This window comes from Streptomyces sp. CB00316 (assembly GCF_001905595.1).
Classification (GTDB): Bacteria; Actinomycetota; Actinomycetes; order Streptomycetales; family Streptomycetaceae; genus Streptomyces.
The window spans coordinates 86,586-103,999 of the sequence record NZ_LIXI01000011.1; the positions used below are offsets into that span (position 1 = coordinate 86,586).

General features: G+C 71.4%; 17 protein-coding genes and 2 pseudogenes. 6 read left to right on the forward strand and 13 right to left on the reverse strand.

Annotated elements, in window-relative coordinates:
* Positions 1–107 precede the first annotated feature (107 nt).
* Entirely contained in the window at positions 108–1,274 is a 1,167-nt protein-coding gene (locus AMK21_RS27305; RefSeq protein WP_073881853.1) for a glycerophosphodiester phosphodiesterase, read from the reverse strand.
* Positions 1,275–1,551: 277 nt separating this feature from the next.
* On the opposite strand from AMK21_RS27305, the gene AMK21_RS27310 reads away from it, so the two are divergent.
* Positions 1,552–2,223, forward strand: a complete 672-nt coding sequence (locus AMK21_RS27310) for a lysophospholipid acyltransferase family protein (protein ID WP_073881854.1) — start codon at positions 1,552–1,554, stop codon at positions 2,221–2,223.
* A 69-nt stretch (positions 2,224–2,292) separates the two neighbouring features.
* Here AMK21_RS27310 and AMK21_RS27315 read toward each other — a convergent pair whose 3' ends face one another.
* Complete coding sequence (locus AMK21_RS27315) at positions 2,293–3,810, reverse strand: MFS transporter (RefSeq protein WP_073882104.1); 1,518 nt, start codon at positions 3,808–3,810, stop codon at positions 2,293–2,295.
* A 23-nt stretch (positions 3,811–3,833) separates the two neighbouring features.
* On the reverse strand, positions 3,834–4,385 hold the full coding sequence (locus tag AMK21_RS27320; RefSeq protein ID WP_073881855.1) for a TetR/AcrR family transcriptional regulator: 552 nt from the start codon (positions 4,383–4,385) through the stop codon (positions 3,834–3,836).
* Positions 4,386–4,568: 183 nt separating this feature from the next.
* Between AMK21_RS27320 and AMK21_RS34930 the strand changes: the two genes are divergently transcribed.
* Together AMK21_RS34930 and AMK21_RS27325 are read left to right on the forward strand one after the other, a co-directional pair.
* Positions 4,569–4,724: an N-succinylarginine dihydrolase gene (locus AMK21_RS34930; protein ID WP_143194885.1), complete on the forward strand. Its 156-nt coding sequence runs from the start codon at positions 4,569–4,571 to the stop codon at positions 4,722–4,724.
* 81 nt (positions 4,725–4,805) lie between these two features.
* Positions 4,806–5,030 (forward strand): annotated as a pseudogene (locus AMK21_RS27325) (AAA family ATPase); the annotation flags it as partial.
* A 13-nt stretch (positions 5,031–5,043) separates the two neighbouring features.
* Here AMK21_RS27325 and AMK21_RS27330 read toward each other — a convergent pair.
* The 4 genes from AMK21_RS27330 to AMK21_RS27345 all read right to left on the reverse strand — a co-directional run bounded on the left by AMK21_RS27330 (position 5,044) and on the right by AMK21_RS27345 (position 9,915).
* Positions 5,044–6,015: an aldo/keto reductase gene (locus AMK21_RS27330; RefSeq protein WP_073881856.1), complete on the reverse strand. Its 972-nt coding sequence runs from the start codon at positions 6,013–6,015 to the stop codon at positions 5,044–5,046.
* A gap of 131 nt (positions 6,016–6,146) precedes the next feature.
* Positions 6,147–7,574 carry an argininosuccinate lyase gene (gene argH / locus AMK21_RS27335; protein ID WP_073881857.1) on the reverse strand — a complete coding sequence of 476 codons (1,428 nt, stop codon included), beginning with the start codon at positions 7,572–7,574 and terminating at the stop codon, positions 6,147–6,149.
* 123 nt (positions 7,575–7,697) lie between these two features.
* The gene (locus AMK21_RS27340; RefSeq protein ID WP_073881858.1) at positions 7,698–8,891 is read right to left on the reverse strand and encodes an argininosuccinate synthase; all 1,194 of its coding nucleotides are present in this window, start codon (positions 8,889–8,891) and stop codon (positions 7,698–7,700) included.
* Between the two features lie 112 nt (positions 8,892–9,003).
* Positions 9,004–9,915, reverse strand: a complete 912-nt coding sequence (locus AMK21_RS27345; RefSeq protein WP_073881859.1) for an alpha/beta hydrolase family protein — start codon at positions 9,913–9,915, stop codon at positions 9,004–9,006.
* 103 nt (positions 9,916–10,018) lie between these two features.
* On the opposite strand from AMK21_RS27345, the gene AMK21_RS27350 reads away from it, so the two are divergent.
* Positions 10,019–10,588, forward strand: a complete 570-nt coding sequence (locus AMK21_RS27350) for a TetR/AcrR family transcriptional regulator (protein WP_199863298.1) — start codon at positions 10,019–10,021, stop codon at positions 10,586–10,588.
* Between the two features lie 164 nt (positions 10,589–10,752).
* On the forward strand, positions 10,753–11,457 hold the full coding sequence (locus AMK21_RS27355; protein WP_073881861.1) for a L,D-transpeptidase family protein: 705 nt from the start codon (positions 10,753–10,755) through the stop codon (positions 11,455–11,457).
* A gap of 10 nt (positions 11,458–11,467) precedes the next feature.
* Here AMK21_RS27355 and AMK21_RS27360 read toward each other — a convergent pair whose 3' ends face one another.
* From AMK21_RS27360 to AMK21_RS27385, 6 genes are all read right to left on the reverse strand, one after another.
* Entirely contained in the window at positions 11,468–12,004 is a 537-nt protein-coding gene (locus AMK21_RS27360; protein ID WP_019764598.1) for an arginine repressor, read from the reverse strand.
* Between the two features lie 25 nt (positions 12,005–12,029).
* Positions 12,030–13,235 carry an acetylornithine transaminase gene (locus AMK21_RS27365; RefSeq protein WP_073881862.1) on the reverse strand — a complete coding sequence of 402 codons (1,206 nt, stop codon included), beginning with the start codon at positions 13,233–13,235 and terminating at the stop codon, positions 12,030–12,032.
* Positions 13,232–14,161 (reverse strand): acetylglutamate kinase, encoded by a 930-nt coding sequence (argB, locus tag AMK21_RS27370; protein ID WP_073881863.1) that lies wholly within the window; start codon positions 14,159–14,161, stop codon positions 13,232–13,234. The genes AMK21_RS27365 and argB overlap by 4 nt, the downstream gene beginning before the upstream one ends.
* Positions 14,158–15,312, reverse strand: coding sequence for a bifunctional glutamate N-acetyltransferase/amino-acid acetyltransferase ArgJ (gene argJ / locus AMK21_RS27375; protein WP_073881864.1), 1,155 nt, complete (start codon positions 15,310–15,312; stop codon positions 14,158–14,160). The genes argB and argJ overlap by 4 nt, the downstream gene beginning before the upstream one ends.
* An 88-nt stretch (positions 15,313–15,400) precedes the next feature.
* On the reverse strand, positions 15,401–16,429 hold the full coding sequence (gene argC, locus AMK21_RS27380; protein WP_073881865.1) for an N-acetyl-gamma-glutamyl-phosphate reductase: 1,029 nt from the start codon (positions 16,427–16,429) through the stop codon (positions 15,401–15,403).
* Between the two features lie 175 nt (positions 16,430–16,604).
* Positions 16,605–16,868, reverse strand: a complete 264-nt coding sequence (locus AMK21_RS27385) for a hypothetical protein (protein WP_234422063.1) — start codon at positions 16,866–16,868, stop codon at positions 16,605–16,607.
* A gap of 16 nt (positions 16,869–16,884) precedes the next feature.
* Between AMK21_RS27385 and AMK21_RS27390 the strand changes: the two are divergent.
* A pseudogene (locus tag AMK21_RS27390) lies at positions 16,885–17,301 on the forward strand (helix-turn-helix domain-containing protein); the annotation flags it as partial.
* Positions 17,302–17,414 lie beyond the last annotated feature (113 nt).

The window sequence follows — 17,414 nt, forward strand, 5'->3', positions numbered from 1 at the left end:
GGTGGTGGCCCGGCCGGTTGCCCCGCGCGCACGGCACCACCCGACCGGGGCAGGTACGGGCCCGGCGCTGACGCCGGGCCCGTACGCGTGTCAGCACCGGGAGGAGCTCAGCGCCCGACGAAGTCCGCCGCGGCGAGCAGGGCGGTGTCCGGGTGGTCGGAGAAGACGCCGTCGATGCCGGTGGCGAAGTACGCGGCGGCGGCGCCGAAGACGTCACCGTAGGCGTTGGGGTCGCTCCCGCGCCGGAAGTCGGCGGGCAGGAAGCTGTTCTCGTTGCGCAGGGTGTAGGGGTGCAGGAGCAGGCCACGCGCGTGCGCGTCCTTCACCAATGTGGTCGGCGTGGTGAGCCGGCCCGCGGCGTCCTTGGGGATGACCAGGTCGAGCGTGGGGCCGATGCCCTGGGCGTAGGAGGCGATCCACTTCAGCCCGGCGGGCTTCACGAGGTCGGCCACCGTGCGCGGGTCACCCGACTCGACGAAGTCCCAGGGGCGTGTCGCCGGGCCGGAGAGCAGCACGATGCGCGGGGTGTCGACCAGCCGGGCGAGGCGCTGGACGGAGCTCGGCTCGAAGGACTGGAGGATGAGCGGGGAGTTCTTGCGGTCCCGGCCGTAGCGGCGCAGCAGCCGGGCCAGCGGCTCCTCCAGGCCGAGGCCCAGGCTCCGGAAGTAGGTGGGGTGCTTGGTCTCCACGTACAGCCAGACGGGCTTTCCGCGCTTGCGGCCCTCCTGGTCGGCCCAGCGCAGGACCTCTTCGAAGGTGGGGACCGTCCAGCGGCCGTCGTAGAGGGTGTTGTCGGGGCGGTTGCCGGGGATGCGCTCCGTGGCCCGCAGGGTCTTGAGCTCGGCGAGGGTGAAGTCCTCGGTGAACCAGCCGGTGTAGCTGACGCCGTCGATTCTCTTGGTGGCCTTGCGACCGGCGAACTCGGGGTGGTCGGCGACGTCCGTGGTGGCGGTGATGTCGTTCTCGTGCCGGCAGACGAGGTGGCCGTCCTTGGTGGGCACGAGGTCCTGCTCCACGATGTGCGCGCCCAGGTCCAGTGCCAGCTGGTAGGAGCCGAGGGTGTGCTCGGGCCGGTAGCCGCTGGCCCCGCGATGGCCGATCACCGTCGGTACGGGCAGGTCCCGCAGCGAGCCGTGGCCGCCCCCGTGGCCGCCGCGTCCCCGGTCGGCGGCCTGTGCCTGTGCCGTACCGGCGAGGCCCAGGGCCGCCGTGGAGAGGACCGCGGCGCCCAGAAGGGCCCGCCGTCCGGGGGTGCCGGACACACGCTCCGTCATGAATGCTCCTCGCTCGGTACTGGCCTGAAATCTGTCGGGCGGGCCCGATCGTAGGCAGCCGGGCGGGTCCGCGGGGCGGATCAGGGGCGAACATGGCGGAAACACACGTCAACATCGCGTATCCACTCCGTGAACCCGATGTGCGATCAGTGCATACCCGCGAGTATCGTCCTCACCTGCACAGTCCAACACTTCGCACCACCGGACACCACCGCGCGCCACACCCCGCACCACCTCACTCGCCCCGGCCGGCCCGGCCACGACACCGGAGGAACCGTTGTCCCGTCTCACGGTCATCAAGGCAGTGCTCGGACCGATTCTGCGCCTGATGTTCCGCCCACAGGTGGAGGGCGCGGAGAACATTCCCGGGACCGGGCCGGTGATCCTCGCGGGCAACCACCTCACCTTCATCGACTCGATGATCATGCCGATCTGCTGCGACCGGCCGGTGTTCTACATCGGCAAGGACGAGTACGTGACCGGCAAGGGGCTCAAGGGCCGCCTGATGGCCTGGTTCTTCACCGGCTGCGGCATGATCCCGGTGGACCGTGACGGCGGCCGGGGCGGGGTCGCGGCGCTGATGACCGGGCGCCGGGTGCTGGAGGAGGGCCAGGCCTTCGCGATCTACCCGGAGGGCACCCGCTCCCCCGACGGCCGGCTCTACCGGGGCCGTACGGGGATCGCGCGGCTGACGCTGATGACGGGCGCCCCGGTGGTCCCGTTCGCCATGATCGGCACCGACAAGCTCCAGCCGGGCGGCGCCGGGCTGCCGCGGCCGGGCAAGGTCACGGTGCGCTTCGGCGAGCCGATGGAGTTCTCCAGGTACGAGGGCATGGACCGCGACCGCTATGTGCTGCGGGCGGTGACCGATTCGGTGATGTCCGAGGTGATGCGGCTCTCCGGCCAGGAGTACGTGGACATGTACGCGACGAAGGCCAAGGCGGCCTGATTTCGTCGGGCCTTTTACGCGGGAGGGCCCGCACCCTCGCCGGGGTGCGGGCCCTCCCGTATGCGGGAACTACGGGTGCTCGACGCCGTCCTCCAGCTTCTGGCCCCGCAGCAGGAACCAGGCGGCGACGGCTGCCGCGAGGAGCACCGCCGACCCGACGCCGGCGGCGGACCGCATCCCGTCGACGAACGCCTCCTGGGCCGCCGAGACCAGCGGACCCGCCTGGGCGGCGGGCAGGGCGGTCGCCGCTTCGACGGCCCCGCCCAGCGACTCGTGGGCCGCCGACTCGACATCGGCGGGGATGCCCGCCGGGGTCGGGAAGCCCCGGTAGACGCCGGTGACGATGGAGCCGAGCAGGGCGATGCCGAGGGCGGCCCCGAGCTCGTACGCCGTCTCCGAGACGGCGGAGGCCGAACCGGCCTGCTCCTGCGGAACGCTGGAGAGGATGACGTCGGCGGTGACGGTGAAGGAGAACCCGGCGCCGACGCCGACGACCAGCAGCATGGAGCCGAGCAGCGGGTAGCCGGTGTGCTGGTCGAGGAGGGTCACCGTGCCCAGCGCGAGACCGACCGCGCCGAGTCCCCCCGCCACGACCGAGCGCACCGAGAACCGGCGGGCGGCGAATCCGGCCAGCAGGCCGGCGGTCACCGCACCGATGGCGGCGGGCAGTTCGGCCAGGCCGGCCTCCAGCGGCCCCCGGCCCTGGACCAGTTGCAGGAACTGGGAGAGGAAGAAGACCAGGCCCGACAGGCCGAGGATGGTCAGCAGGTCGGCGAGGACAGCGCCGGAGAAGCCCCGGTGGTGGAAGAGCCGCATGTCCAGCAGGGGTGAGGGCAGGTGGAGCTGCCTGCGGACGAACCAGGTGAGCGCGGCCGCGCCGAGTACGGCCGCCGCGGCCGGCCCCCAGCCCAGCCCGTGCGAGGCCGTCTCCTTGATGGCGTACACGATGCCGATCATGCCGACCAGGGAGAGCGCGACGCTGGGCATGTCCCACGGGCCCGGGGCCGGGTTCTTGGACTCCGGGATCAGCTTGATGCCGACGGCGACGAGCACGGCCATCACCGGCAGGTTGATCAGGAAGACCGAACCCCACCAGAAGTGTTCGAGCAGGAACCCGCCGACGACCGGCCCGACCGCCGCACCCGCCGAGGCCATCGCCCCCCAGATCCCGATGGCGAGGCTGCGCTCGCGCGGGTCGTGGAAGAGGTTGCGGATCAGGGCGAGGGTGGACGGCATCAGGGTGGCGCCCGCGACACCGAGCAGCGCCCGGGCCACGATCATCATTTCGGGCGTGGTCGCGTACGCGTTGAGCACGGAGACCGCGCCGAACGCCACGGCGCCGATCAGCAGCAGTTTCTTGCGGCCGATGCGGTCGCCGAGGGAGCCCATCGAGACGAGAAGACCGGCGATGACGAAGGAGTAGACGTCGCCGATCCAGAGGAGCTGGTTGCCGGTGGGGGCGAGGTCCTCGCTGAGGAACGGGGTGGCGAGGCCGAGGACGGTCGCGTCGACGGCCACCAGCAGCACGGCGAGGACGAGCACGGCGAGCGCGATCCACCGCCCGGGGCGGCGCACGTCGTCCGTCATCTTCGGGTGCTGGTCGATGCTGGTCACTGCTCCACGCTCCGGCGGGCTCCGCCGAGCAGCAGCTCGACGATCATGTACTGGAAGTCCTGTGCGGCGACCCGTCCCACCTGGACGGCCCAGGCCCCGGTGCCGATGAGCCCGTAGAGGGCCTCGGTCAGCCAGGCGGGGGTGAGGTCGATGCGGAATTCGCCGCGTTCCTGGCCGCGGCGGAAGAAGGCGGAGACCCGGGCGTCGGCCCGGTTCCAGCCCTCGTTGACCTGGTCGCCCTCGAAGAGCTGGTTCTCCGTGACGAGGAACGAGAGCAGGCCGGCGCTGGGCTCGACGGCCGCGATGAGGCGGCGCAGCACCTCCTCGGAGGTGCCTTCGTCGAGCCGGGCGGCGTCCAGGGCCGCCTCGAACTCCTGGATACCGAGATCCTCCAGCGCCTTCACCAGTGCGTCGCGTCCGGCGAAGTGACGGTGGAGGGTGGCGCGGCCGATACCGGCAGCTCTGGCGACCTCGTCCATGGTGGCGGTCGATTTGTGGGTCAACAGGGCGGCGGCGCTGCGCAGCACCTGCTCACGGTCGAGAGTCATGAGACGAGCTTAACCCATGTGAGACACGATTGTCTCACTGAAGAGATGCGGAGATCAACGGGCCTGTACTGGTGGGGAAGGGGTTCACGGCGTCCGTTCAGTCGTGGGATGTCTGGGAACCGGGCGAGCGGGAAGGGCCCGGGGGGAACTCCGGCCGTCGATTCTGCGGTCTGTGGGGGGGGCTTGCGGCAAGACCCCCCATGGAGCGCCTCCCACCTCCCCGACCGTCTCTCCCCCAAGGCCGACCCGGCGCTGATCGCCGCCGGGCATGCCGCGCTCGACGACCGGTCCGCTTTCGTCGCGAGCCTCGGCACCACCCGCCTCGGAGCGGATGCGTGACGTGCTGGGCACCATCCAGGCCGATCAGGACGCCGTCATCCGCGCGAGCTCCCGGGGCGCCCTCGTCGTGGACTGCGGACGCTCGCCGCACACGATGAGGGGATCGCGTGTGTCATCGGCGCTCCCACGTTCCGGGCGACGTCCCGCGTGCGGTCGCTGACGCCGGAGTTGTCGAAGGGCCTCGAATTCGACCTGGTGGTGCTCGTCGACCCGGAAGCGTTCGGTGAGGGTGTCGAGGGGGCGGTCGACCGGTATGTGGCGATGACCCGGGTGACCCAGGAGCTCGTCGTCCTCACGAGCTCCTGAGCGGCGCGGTTCCTCAGTGCCAGGGAAGGGCCGCGCGGTGGCGCCAGTACGACTCCGGCTCCTCCACCAGCGCGTCCAGCCGGTCCCGCTGCTCCTCGTCGAGGTCGACGACGGCTGCGTGCAGGTTCCCGGCGAGCTGGGTGACGGTGGCGGCGCCCGAGAGGACGACCCCGGCCCAGGGCTGGTGCAGGACGAGCGCCAGGGCGACCGCGTCGCCGCCCACCCCCGCGTCGGCGGCGATCTCGCGGAACACGGCGGGCGCCTCGTCGCCGGCCAGGCGCCCGTTGGCCACGCCCTCCTTGACGATCACGGTGATCCCGGCGTCGTGGGCCTCGGCGAGGGCGGGGGCGGCCGAGGTCTCCAGGGCGTTGTAGGTGGCCTGGACCGTACGGAAGAGGGGGTTGCCGTCGACCGTGAGGGCGAGCGCGGCCCGGATGGCGTCGGCCTGGTTGGGGCCGCTGGTGGAGAAGCCGACGGCGACCCCCTCGGCGGCGAGGGCGGCCAGGCGCTCGTGGAGTTCCTTGTCGGCGAGGGCCGGGCTGTCCGGGGTGAGCGAGTGGATCTGGTAGAGGTCGAGCCGGTCGCCGAGGAGTTCGCGGGTCTCGGCGCGCTGGCGCTCGAAGGTGGCGAGGCTGTGGTCCTTGACCTCGTGCGCCTCGGCCTCGGTGCTCCAGTCGGCGGTGTAGGTGTACCCCCACTTGGAGCCGACGACGAGGTCGGCGAACGAGGGCCGGGCGTCCAGCCACTCGCCCAGGAACTCCTCCGCGCGGCCGTAGGAGCGGGCCGCGTCGACGTACCGGACGCCCTGCGCGTACGCCGCGTCCAGCAGCTCGTGCGTACGGGCACGCAGGGTCTCCGCGTCCCGGCCGTCGGGAAAGTCCTGGTCGCGGTGGAGGTTGATGTATCCGGGCCTGCCGACGGCTGCCAGGCCCAGTCCGATATGGGCGGTCGGGGTCGTCGCGGTGGCCAGGGCGGTGAAGGGCATCGCGGGCTCCTCGGGGTCGGTTGCGGATACTCCTACCCCGGTCAACGTAGCCCGCGACACCTTCCGTACACCTGCGACGACACCGTACGTACACCGCCCGGGCGCAACCGTACGCACGTGACGCGGTACGGCTACCGGCGCGCGGTCGCCCAGGCGTTCTGCGCCTCCAGGTCCTTCTTCACCTCGGCGAGCTGTACGGCGACGGCGGAGGGGGCCGTTCCGCCCCGACCGTTACGGGAGGCGAGGGCGCCCCGCACGTTGAGGACCGTGCGGACCTCCGGGGTGAGGTGCTCGGAGATCGTGGCGAACTGCTCGTCGGTGAGCTCGTCGAGCTCGATGCCGTGCCGCTCGCACTCCTTGACACAGGCGCCGGCGACCTCGTGCGCGACCCGGAACGGAACGCCCTGCCGGACCAGCCACTCCGCGATGTCGGTGGCGAGCGAGAAGCCGGCCGGGGCCAGCTCCTCCATGCGCTCGCGGTTGACGGTGAGGGTGGCCATCATGCCGGTGAATGCGGGGAGCAGGACTTCGAGCTGGTCGCAGGAGTCGAAGACGGGCTCCTTGTCCTCCTGGAGGTCCCGGTTGTACGCGAGCGGCAGGGCCTTCAGCGTGGCGAGGAGGCCGGTCAGGTTGCCGATGAGGCGGCCGGACTTGCCCCGGGCCAGCTCCGCGATGTCCGGGTTCTTCTTCTGCGGCATGATCGAGGAGCCGGTGGAGAAGGCGTCGTGGAGGGTGACGAAGGAGAACTCCTTCGTGTTCCAGATGATGACCTCCTCCGCGATCCGGGAGAGGTTGACGCCGATCATCGCGGTGATGAAGGCGAACTCGGCGACGAAGTCCCGCGAGGCGGTGCCGTCGATGGAGTTGGCGACCGAACCGTGCTCGAAGCCGAGGTCGGCGGCGACCGCCTCCGGGTCGAGCCCGAGCGAGGAGCCGGCGAGCGCCCCGGAGCCGTACGGGGAGACGGCCGTGCGCTCGTCCCACTGGCGCAGCCGCTCGGCGTCCCGGGACAGCGACTGCACATGGGCGAGCACATGGTGGGCGAAGAGCACCGGCTGGGCGTGCTGGAGGTGGGTGCGGCCGGGCATCGCCACGTCCGGGTGGGCCTCGGCGAGGCCGACCAACGCACCCTGGAGGTCGGCGATGAGGCCGCCGATGATCCGGGCGTGGTCGCGCAGGTACATCCGGAAGAGGGTGGCGATCTGGTCGTTGCGCGACCGGCCGGCCCGCAGTTTGCCGCCGAGGTCGGGGCCGAGACGCTCAAGGAGTCCCCGCTCCAGGGCGGTGTGGACGTCCTCGTCGGCGATGGTGCCGGTGAACGAGCCGTCCGCGACATCGGCTTCGAGGTGGTCGAGGCCTTCCTGCATCCGGTTCAGCTCGTCCTCGGTGAGCAGGCCCGCCTTGTTGAGGACGCGTGCGTGGGCGCGGGAGCCGGCGATGTCGTACGGCGCGAGCCGCCAGTCGAAGTGGACGGAGGCCGACAGCTTGGCCAGCGCCTCGGCCGGTCCGTCGGCGAAACGCGCGCCCCAGAGCCGGACGTCACCGTTGTTGCTGCTCACTGCGTGCTCCTCAAAAAGCAAAGGCCAAGACCAAGGCAAAGACGAAAGCGAAGGCAAGGTGCGGATATGCGGCCGCCTCCCTGCCGCGTGCGGACGGGGAGGCGGCTGTACAACGAGGGAGGGTCAGGCGAGGTCGCGCTTCGCGGCGATCTTCGACGAGAGACCGAAGAGCTCGATGAAGCCCTGCGCCTTGGACTGGTCGAAGGTGTCGCCCGAGTCGTAGGTGGCGAGGTTGAAGTCGTACAGCGACTCGTCGGACTTCCGGCCGGTGACAACGGCGCGGCCCGCGTGCAGGGTCATCCGGATATCGCCGGTGACGTGCTGGTTGGCCTCGTTGATGAAGCCGTCCAGGGCCCGCTTCAGCGGGGAGAACCACAGGCCGTCGTAGACCATCTCGCCCCAGCGCTGCTCGACCTGCCGCTTGTAGCGGGCCAGCTCGCGCTCGACGGTGACGTTCTCCAGCTCCTGGTGGGCGGTGATCAGCGCGATCGCGCCGGGCGCCTCGTACACCTCACGGGACTTGATGCCCACGAGCCGGTCCTCGACCATGTCGATCCGGCCGATGCCCTGGGCGCCGGCCCGCTCGTTGAGCTGCTGGATCGCCTGGAGGACGGTGACGGGACGGCCGTCGATGGCGACCGGCACACCCTCCTTGAAGGAGATGACGACCTCGTCGGCCTCGCGCGGGGTGGCGGGGTTGGAGGTGTACTCGTAGATGTCCTCGATCGGCGCGTTCCAGATGTCCTCCAGGAAGCCCGTCTCGACGGCCCGTCCGAAGACGTTCTGGTCGATGGAGTACGGGGACTTCTTGGTGGTCGCGATCGGGAGGTTCTTGTCCTCGCAGAAGGCGATCGCCTTGTCCCGGGTCATCGCGTAGTCACGGACCGGGGCGATGCACTTCAGGTCGGGGCCGAGCGCGGAGATGCCGGCCTCGAAGCGGACCTGGTCGTTACCCTTGCCGGTGCAGCCGTGGGCGACGATCCCGGCGTTGTGCTTCTTGGCGGCGGCGACGAGGTGCTTGACGATCGTCGGCCGGGAGAGGGCCGAAACCAGCGGATAGCGGTCCATGTAGAGGGCGTTGGCCTTGATCGCCGGGAGGCAGTACGCCTCGGCGAACTCGTCCTTGGCGTCCGCGACCTCGGCTTCGACGGCACCGCAGGCGAGCGCGCGCTTGCGGATGACGTCCAGGTCCTCGCCGCCCTGGCCGACGTCCACGGCAACGGCGATGACCTCGGCGCCCGTCTCCTCGGCGATCCAGCCGATGGCGACGGAGGTGTCCAGGCCGCCCGAGTAGGCGAGTACGACGCGCTCGGTCACGGGTTTCTCCTTACGGTGCAATCACTGATGGGTATAACTATGCAGTGGTCCGTATGTTTTGTCAAAACGGCAGGTCAGGTGCGGCAGGGACGGCCGCGCGGACCGGCCGGGCTCACTTGCCGGCGACGCTCCACGCACCGCCACCGGCCGCGGCGGCGTCACCGAGGGCGGCCCACGCGGCGTCGTCGAGCCTGAAGGCGTCGAGGAGGTAGGCGGAGACCGCGTCGGCGACCAGGGCGACGCGGGCGGGGTCCTCGTCGGTGGTCTCGGCGGCCATCTCGCCGGCGACGCCACCCAGGGTGTGCTCGCCCTCGGCGATGATGAGCAGGCCCTTCGGGGCCGGGCTGAGGTGGTAGGCGTCGGTGAACCACTCCGGCCCCCGGGTGGAGAGCTGCGACCGGTCCTTGCCGCCCGCGACGACCAGGGCCGGGGTGGTCATGGTCGAGTAGTCCGGCCGCATGAACGGAAGGTGCTCGGCGGCGAACGGGGTGAGCGTGTCGCCGGTTCCGGTCGCGGCGATCAGCGCGCCGGCCGAGACCGCGGGATGGGAGAAGTCCTCGCCGGGGACGCCGTCGGCGTCGAGCACCCGCGCGCCGAGGATCGCGCCGGCGGTCTGGGCGCCCCAGGAGTGGCCGACGACCGCGACGCGCTCACGGTCGACGCGGGCCTCCAGGCCGCCGGCCTGGCACAGGATGTCGCCGAGGCCGTCGAGGACCGCGTGGAGATCGGCGATGCGGACGCGCCAGATGGTGGCGAAGCGGGGATCCTCCCACCCGATGCCGTTGCGGCGGGAGTCCAGGTGGGTGGGCTGCACCACGACGAACCCGGCGGCCGCCCACCGGTCGGCGAGGGGCCCATATCCGTCCAGGGACCACGCGTTGCCGTGGGAGAACACGATGACGGGCAGGTCCCTGCCCGACTGCGGGGCGGTGACTTTCACCTGAAGTCCCACACCGCGACCGGGCGCGGGAACGGCGATGGGCTTGACCGCGACGATCGGCCGGCCGAGGGGGCTGGATGACATGGGGGGACCTGCGCTTTCTCCATGGTGCCGCTCTGCCATACTTTGGCGGAGCGTCGTTCCGCCAACTTAGCGGAACATTGTTCCGCGAGCAATGGAGGATCCCGTGCCGGAACCGGTAGGAGTACGCCGAGCCCAGGCGCAGCGCACCCGCGACGGCGTGCTGGCAGCCGCGTCGGCGGTCTTCGTGGAGCAGGGAGTCCAGGCCCCCGTCCGCGACATCGCCGAACGCGCCGGCGTGGGCGTGGGCACGATCTACCGGAACTTCCCGACCCGGGCGGACCTCGTCACCGCCGTCTACCGGCACCAGATCGACACCTGCACCGCACTCGCGCCCCAGCTTCTGGCGGAATCGGCCTCCCCGTTCACCGCCCTCACCCGCTGGGTGGACGCGTTCGTGGAGTTCCTGGTGACCAAGCACGGCCTCGGTGCCGCCCTGGGGTCCGGCGATCCGGGGCTGGAGAACCTCCACGCCCTCATGCTCGACACCCTGGTCCCGGCCTGCGCGACGCTGCTCGACGCCTGCGCGGCCGACGACGAGATCCGCCCCGGCATCACCGCCTACACGCTCATGCGCGCCATCGGGAACCTCTGCATCACCGGCCCCGACTACGACCAGGCCGACGCCCAGCGCATGGTCGCGACCCTCCTCGCCGGATGCCGTCGCCCGGCGTAGCGGCAGAACCCGGCGGCCCAGCAGGCCGAGCCCCGGGCGCAGCCCTTCCGGCCGGTGACTCCCATGAGTCGCGCGGCTTGCGGTGACACTCGCGGAGGGGGCCGCTGGGCCGTACGGAGCAGGTCCGGTGGGCCGTCGGCCCCGGCAGCCGTACGGTCCGGAGCATGCGCCGACCTCTGCTGACCTTCGCCGTACTCCTCACCCTGTCGCTCGGCTCCCTCGGGGCCGGGCCCTGCGACGCCCCTCCCCTGCCGGACCGGCTGGCGGACACGGGCGGCGGCTCGCAGCTCATCACCGCCGAGGCCCCGGACACCGCCTCCACGACGGGCACGGTGACCTGGTGGGAGCGGCGCGGGGGCAGGTGGGTGGCGGCGGGGTCCACGCCCGCGCGGTTCGGGGCGAACGGGCTGGCCGACGGCGCGACCCGCGAGCAGGGCACCAGCACCACCCCGACCGGGCTGTACGACCTGCCGTACGCCTTCGGCGTCGAGGATGCCCCGGCCGGGACGCGGTACGCGTACCGCGAGGTGAACGAGGACTCCTGGTGGTGCCAGGACAACGCCTCGGCGTCGTACAACCGTTGGGTGGAACCGCGCCCCGCCGACTGCCGGGCGGACGAGGCCGAGCACCTGGTCTCGTACGGCACGCAGTACGCCCACGCGCTGGTGATCGGTTTCAACTACGAGAAGCCGGTACGCAACCGGGGCGCCGGAATCTTCCTGCACGTCAACGGGCGTGGGGCGACCGCCGGGTGCGTCTCCGTACCGGCGGACGCCATGGCGGAGATCCTGGCCTGGGCGGACCCGGCGCGCGAACCGCACATCGCGGTCGGGACCAGCTCGGGCCCGACCGCGATCACGCGCTACTGAACAGAACGGCTCAGCGGTCGTTCTGAGCGAGCCTCAGCAGGTGGTCGGCGAGCGCCTGACCGCCGTTCGGGTCGCGGCTGATGAGCATGAGCGTGTCGTCGCCGGCGATGGTGCCGAGGATGTCGTGCAGTTCGGCCTGGTCGATGGCCGAGGCGAGGAACTGGGCGGCACCCGGCGGCGTACGCAGCACCACCAGGTTGGCCGAAGCCTCCGCCGAGATCAGCAGTTCGGCCGAGAGCCTGCGCATCCGCTCCTCCTTGGCCGATCCGCCCAGCGGCGCCTGCGGGGTGCGGAATCCGCCCTCGCTCGGCACCGCGTAGATCAGCTCGCCGCCGGTGTTGCGGATCTTGACCGCGCCCAGCTCGTCGAGGTCGCGGGAGAGCGTCGCCTGGGTGACGCTCAGCCCGTCGTCGGCGAGGAGCTTGGCCAGCTGGCTCTGCGAGCGGACCGGCTGCCGGTTCAGGATGTCCACGATCCGGCGGTGGCGGGCGGTGCGGGTCTGCGGCACGGACGGTCCGCCGTGCTCGGTCTCCTGCGCCTCGGTCATCGTCGTCGCCTCATTCTCCGGAGGGTCATGCTCCGGATCGTCCGTCCCCGTGTGCCGCGTCGAGAGCGCTCGGCAGGATCCCCAGGAACGCGTCCACCTCCGCGTCACCGATGATCAGCGGCGGCATGAGCCGTACGACATCGGGGGCGGGCGCGTTCACCAGGAGGCCGGCTCCCTGGGCCGCCTGCTGCACCTGCGGTGCGAGGGGTCCGGTGAGCACGATACCCAGCAGCAGGCCACTGCCGCGGACGTGGGAGACCAGCGGATGTCCCAGCGCCTCCACGCCGTCGCGGATCTTCTCGCCGAGCCGCTTGACCTCGTCGAGCGCGCCGTCGGCCGCGAGGGTGTCCAGGACGGCGAGCCCGGCGGCGCAGGCGACCGGGTTGCCGCCGAACGTCGTGCCGTGGTGACCCGGCTTCAGCAGGTCGGCCGCCGGGCCGAAGGCGACCGTCGCGCCGATCGGCAGTCCGCCGCCGAGCCCCTTGGCAAGGGTGACGAGGTCGGGCTCCACGCCTTGGTGGGCCTGGTGCTCGAACCACTGGCCGCAACGGCCGATCCCGGTCTGGACCTCGTCCAGGACGAGCAGGGTGCCGGTCGCCCGGGTGATCTCCCTGGCGGCCTCCAGATAGCCCTTGGGCGGGACGACGACGCCGTTCTCGCCCTGGATCGGCTCGATGATGACCAGGGCGGTGTCGTCGGTCACCGCTGCGCGCAGGGCGTCGACGTCCCCGTACGGAACGTGCGTGACGTCACCGGGCAGCGGGCGGAAGGGCTCCTGCTTCCCCGGCTGGCCGGTGAGGGCGAGCGCGCCCATCGTCCGGCCGTGGAAGCCGCCGTCGGTGGCGACCATGTGGGTGCGTCCGGTGAGCCGACCGATCTTGAAGGCGGCCTCGTTGGCCTCGGCGCCGGAGTTGGCGAAGAAGACCCGGCCCGGGCGGCCGGAGAGCTGGAGCAGCCGCTCGGCGAGGGCGACCGGCGGTTCGGCGATGAAGAGGTTCGATACGTGGCCGAGGGAGGCGACCTGGGTGGAGACGGCCTCGACGACGGCCGGGTGGGCGTGGCCGAGGGCGTTGACCGCGATGCCGCCGACGAAGTCGAGGTAGCGGGTGCCGTCCTCGGCCCAGACGTACGCGCCTTCGCCGCGGACGAGCGGCAGGCGGGGCGTGCCGTAGTTGTCCATCAGCGCGCCCTGCCAGCGCGAAGTGAGTCCAGCGGCCTCTGCGCCGGTCATGATTCCCCCTGTTCAGGTACTCCGTGTACATCGATGGGGGCGTCCGGCACGACCATCGTGCCGATGCCCTCGTCGGTGAAGATCTCCAGCAGGATCGAGTGCTGGACCCGGCCGTCGATGACCCGGGCCGTCTCGACGCCGTTGCGCACGGCGTGCAGACAGCCCTGCATCTTGGGGACCATGCCGCTGGACAGCTCGGGCAGCAGCTTCTCCAACTGACTGGCGGTCAGCCGGCTGATCACGTCGTCGCTGTTGGGCCAGTCCTCGTACAGCCCCTCGACATCGGTGAGGACCATCAGCGTCTCGGCGTTCAGGGCGGCGGCGAGCGCGGCGGCCGCGGTGTCGGCGTTGACGTTGTAGACGTGGTGGTCGTCGGCGGAGCGGGCGATGGAGGAGACGACCGGGATGCGGCCGTCGTCGAGCAGCGCCTGGATCGCCCCGGTGTCGATGGCGGTGATCTCGCCGACCCGTCCGATGTCGACGGACTCGCCGTCGATGGTGGGCCGGTGCTGGGTGGCGGTGATGGTGTGGGCGTCCTCGCCGGTCATGCCGACGGCGAGGGGGCCGTGCTGGTTGAGGAGGCCGACCAGTTCGCGCTGGACCTGTCCGGCGAGCACCATCCGTACGACGTCCATGGCCTCGGGGGTGGTGACCCGGAGCCCGGCCTTGAACTCGCTGACCAGGCCCTGTTTGTCGAGCTGGGCGCTGATCTGCGGGCCGCCGCCGTGCACGACGACGGGCTTGAGCCCGGCGTGCCGCAGGAAGACCACGTCCTGGGCGAAGGCGGCCTTCAGCTCCTCGTCGATCATGGCGTTGCCGCCGAACTTGATGACGACGGTCCTGCCGTTGTGCCGGGTCAGCCAGGGCAGCGCCTCGATGAGGATCTGCGCCTTCGGGAGTGCGGTGTGCTTCCGCGCGGCGCTCATGAGCTGTACGCGCTGTTCTCGTGGACGTAGTCCGCGGTGAGGTCGTTGGCCCAGATGACGGCCGACTCGGTGCCCGCGGCGAGGTCGGCGGTGACCTTGACCTCCCGGTAGCGCATGTCGACGAGGTCGCGGTCCTCCCCCACTCCCCCGTTCCGGCAGACCCAGACGTCGTTGATGGCGACGTTGAGCTGGTCCGGTTCGAAGGCGGCCTTCGTGGTGCCGATGGCGGAGAGGACACGGCCCCAGTTGGGGTCTTCGCCGTGGATCGCGCACTTGAGGAGGTTGTTCCGTGCGATGGACCGGCCGACCTCGACGGCGTCGTCCTCGGTGGCCGCGTTGATCACCTCGATCCGGATGTCCTTGGAGGCGCCCTCGGCGTCGCCGATGAGCTGCCGGGCGAGGTCGGCGCAGACGGCCTGTACGGCCTCGGCGAAGTCGCCCTGCTCCGGGGTGATGCCGCTGGCGCCGGAGGCGAGCAGCAGCACGGTGTCGTTGGTGGACATGCAGCCGTCGGAGTCGACCCGGTCGAAGGTGGTCCGGGTGGCCTCGCGCAGGGCGGCGTCCAGCGCGGGGGCTTCGACATCGGCGTCGGTGGTCAGGACGACGAGCATGGTGGCGAGGCCGGGGGCGAGCATGCCCGCACCCTTGGCCATGCCACCGACGGTCCAGCCCTCGCCGCCCGCGACGGCCGTCTTGTGCACGGTGTCGGTGGTCTTGATGGCGATGGCGGCCTTCTCACCGCCGTGCTCGCTGAGGGCGGCGGCGGCCTGCTCGATGCCGGGGAGCAGCTTGTCCATGGGGAGCAGGATGCCGATGAGCCCGGTGGAGGCGACGGCGACCTCGCCGGCGCTGTGACCCTCCAGCACCTCGGCGACCTTCTCGGCGGTGGCGTGCGTGTCCTGGAACCCCTTGGGGCCCGTACAGGCGTTGGCGCCACCGGAGTTGAGGACGACGGCGGTGACCTCGCCGCCCTTGAGGACCTGCTCGGACCAGAGCACCGGGGCGGCCTTGACGCGGTTGGAGGTGAAGACGCCCGCGGCGGCGCGACGCGGCCCGTGGTTGACCACGAGGGCCAGGTCCGGGTTACCGCTCTCCTTGATCCCCGCGGCGATGCCCGCCGCCGAGAATCCCTGTGCTGCCGTGACGCTCACTGCATCTCCTTCTTCGCTTCTCCGACCGCGCAGCGGGGCGGCGCGGCTTTCGTGGCCCTCCGCAGCCCGACGGCTGCGCGCTCGTCGCTCACGGTGCCACTCCGATCGTGGTCAGACCTGTGTCCTCGGGAAGCCCGAGGGCGATGTTCATGCTCTGGAGGGCACCGCCCGCGGTGCCCTTGGCGAGGTTGTCGAGGGCGCAGATGACCACGATCCGTCCGGCGGCCGGGTCGTGGGCGACCTGGACCTGTACGGCGTTGGAGCCGTACACCGCGGCGGTGGCGGGCCACTGCCCCTCGGGCAGGAGGTCCACGAACGGCTCGTACGCGAACGCCTTCTCGTACACCGCGCGCAGGGACTCCGCGCTCACTCCCGGCTTGGCCTTCGCGCTGCACGTGGCGAGGATGCCGCGCGGCATGGGCGCGAGGGTGGGCGTGAAGGAGACGGTGACCGGCCCGTCGGCGGCGGCGCTGAGGTTCTGGATCATCTCGGGGGTGTGGCGGTGCCCGCCGCCGACGCCGTACGGGGTCATGTTGCCCATGACCTCGGAGCCGAGCAGATGCGGCTTGACCGCCTTGCCCGCCCCGGAGGTGCCGGACGCGGCGACGATCACGGCCTCCGGTTCGGCGAGGCCCGCTTCGTACGCCGGGAAGAGCGCGAGGGACACGGCGGTCGGGTAGCACCCCGGCACGGCGATCCGCTTCGCCCCGGCGAGCGCGGCCCGCCCGCCCGGCAGCTCGGGCAGCCCGTAGGGCCAGGTCCCGGCGTGCGGGGACCCGTAGAACCTCTCCCAGTCACCGGCGTCCTTGAGCCGGAAGTCGGCCCCCATGTCGACCACGAGGACCTCGTCCCCGAGCTGCTCGGCGACGGCGGCGGACTGCCCGTGCGGCAGCGCCAGGAAGACGACGTCGTGCCCGGCGAGGACCTCGGCGGTGGTGGGCTCCAGCACCCGGTCCGCCAGGGGCCGCAGGTGCGGCTGGAGCGAGCCGAGCGTCTGCCCGGCGTTGGAGTGTCCGGTGAGGGCACCGATCTCGACGCCGGGGTGCGCCAGCAGGAGTCGGAGCAGCTCACCGCCGGCGTATCCGCTCGCCCCTGCCACCGCTGCGCGTGCCACCATCGGAACCCTCCTCGTCGATGGCATGACTATACGCAGCGCTGCACTTTTATGCAATCAGCGGCCGACGCCCGGGAAGCGGGGCCGACTGAGGGCGCTCAGGCGCCGGAGGTCCAGCGCGAGTGGGGGCTTACGCGACACACAGCGTCGCGTCATGGCTGACGTGGGGTCCCTCGTTTCACGACCAGACCAGTCGCCCTTCGGCGACCTCACGGACCGGATGGTTTCCATCGGCGATCTTCGTCAGCGTCTCCGCCACGGAGTCGAGATAGTGACCCAGTGATGCGTACTCGCCCGTGATCGTGATCTCGCCCACGAACCACCTGCCGATACGCCCGTCCCGCACGTCGATGAACTTTCCCGTCCAGCCGTCCCGGTCCGACAGGAACGGGATCCACTCGCTACCACCGGGCATGAAGCGGTTCGCGTAGAGCTTCTCCACTGCTCGGATGCCCAGGAGCGCGTCCAACCACGCGGCCCGGCGGCTCGTCGCGGCCCCCTACCGGAGCGGCGGTCAGGCGCAGTACGTGCCGCGCAGCGTGCCCGAGCCGCTCGGCGAGCGGTTCGCCGCCACTCGGGAGTGGCCCCTTCGTCGGCTCGGCGAGCCCCTCGCCCTCGACGTACTGGCGCGGCTGGCGGGGGGTTCGCCGCGCACGTTCTCCAGGCGCTTCGTCGAGGAGACCGGCGGCACCCCGATGCGGTGGGTGATGCGCGCCCGCATCGACGTGGCCCGCGAACTGCTGGAGCGTTCGGAGCGGAGCGTCGAGCAGATCGCCGCCGGCATCGGGCTCGGCACCGGCGCCAATCTGCGGCTGCACTTCCCGCGCATCCTCGGCACCACACCGAGCGAGTACCGGCGCACCCTCACGCGCGGCGGCAAGCCCGCCCGGCACCGCATGGCGCGATCCTTTGAACCGTGGCGATCTCGCCACTGTCAGTGGTGTCGCGCGAGCGAGCCTGGTGGGGAACGGAAGGGACACCACTCGCG

Coding starts and splice junctions, on each gene's coding strand:
- AMK21_RS27305 (WP_073881853.1), bottom strand. CDS start 1,274: ATGACGGAGCGTGTGTCCGGCACCCCCGGACGGCGGGCCCTTCTGGGC.
- AMK21_RS27315 (WP_073882104.1), bottom strand. CDS start 3,810: ATGACGGACGACGTGCGCCGCCCCGGGCGGTGGATCGCGCTCGCCGTG.
- AMK21_RS27320 (WP_073881855.1), bottom strand. CDS start 4,385: ATGACTCTCGACCGTGAGCAGGTGCTGCGCAGCGCCGCCGCCCTGTTG.
- AMK21_RS27330 (WP_073881856.1), bottom strand. CDS start 6,015: ATGCCCTTCACCGCCCTGGCCACCGCGACGACCCCGACCGCCCATATC.
- AMK21_RS27345 (WP_073881859.1), bottom strand. CDS start 9,915: ATGTCATCCAGCCCCCTCGGCCGGCCGATCGTCGCGGTCAAGCCCATC.
- AMK21_RS27355 (WP_073881861.1), top strand. CDS start 10,753: ATGCGCCGACCTCTGCTGACCTTCGCCGTACTCCTCACCCTGTCGCTC.
- AMK21_RS27360 (WP_019764598.1), bottom strand. CDS start 12,004: ATGACCGAGGCGCAGGAGACCGAGCACGGCGGACCGTCCGTGCCGCAG.
- AMK21_RS27365 (WP_073881862.1), bottom strand. CDS start 13,235: ATGACCGGCGCAGAGGCCGCTGGACTCACTTCGCGCTGGCAGGGCGCG.
- argB (WP_073881863.1), bottom strand. CDS start 14,161: ATGAGCGCCGCGCGGAAGCACACCGCACTCCCGAAGGCGCAGATCCTC.
- argC (WP_073881865.1), bottom strand. CDS start 16,429: ATGGTGGCACGCGCAGCGGTGGCAGGGGCGAGCGGATACGCCGGCGGT.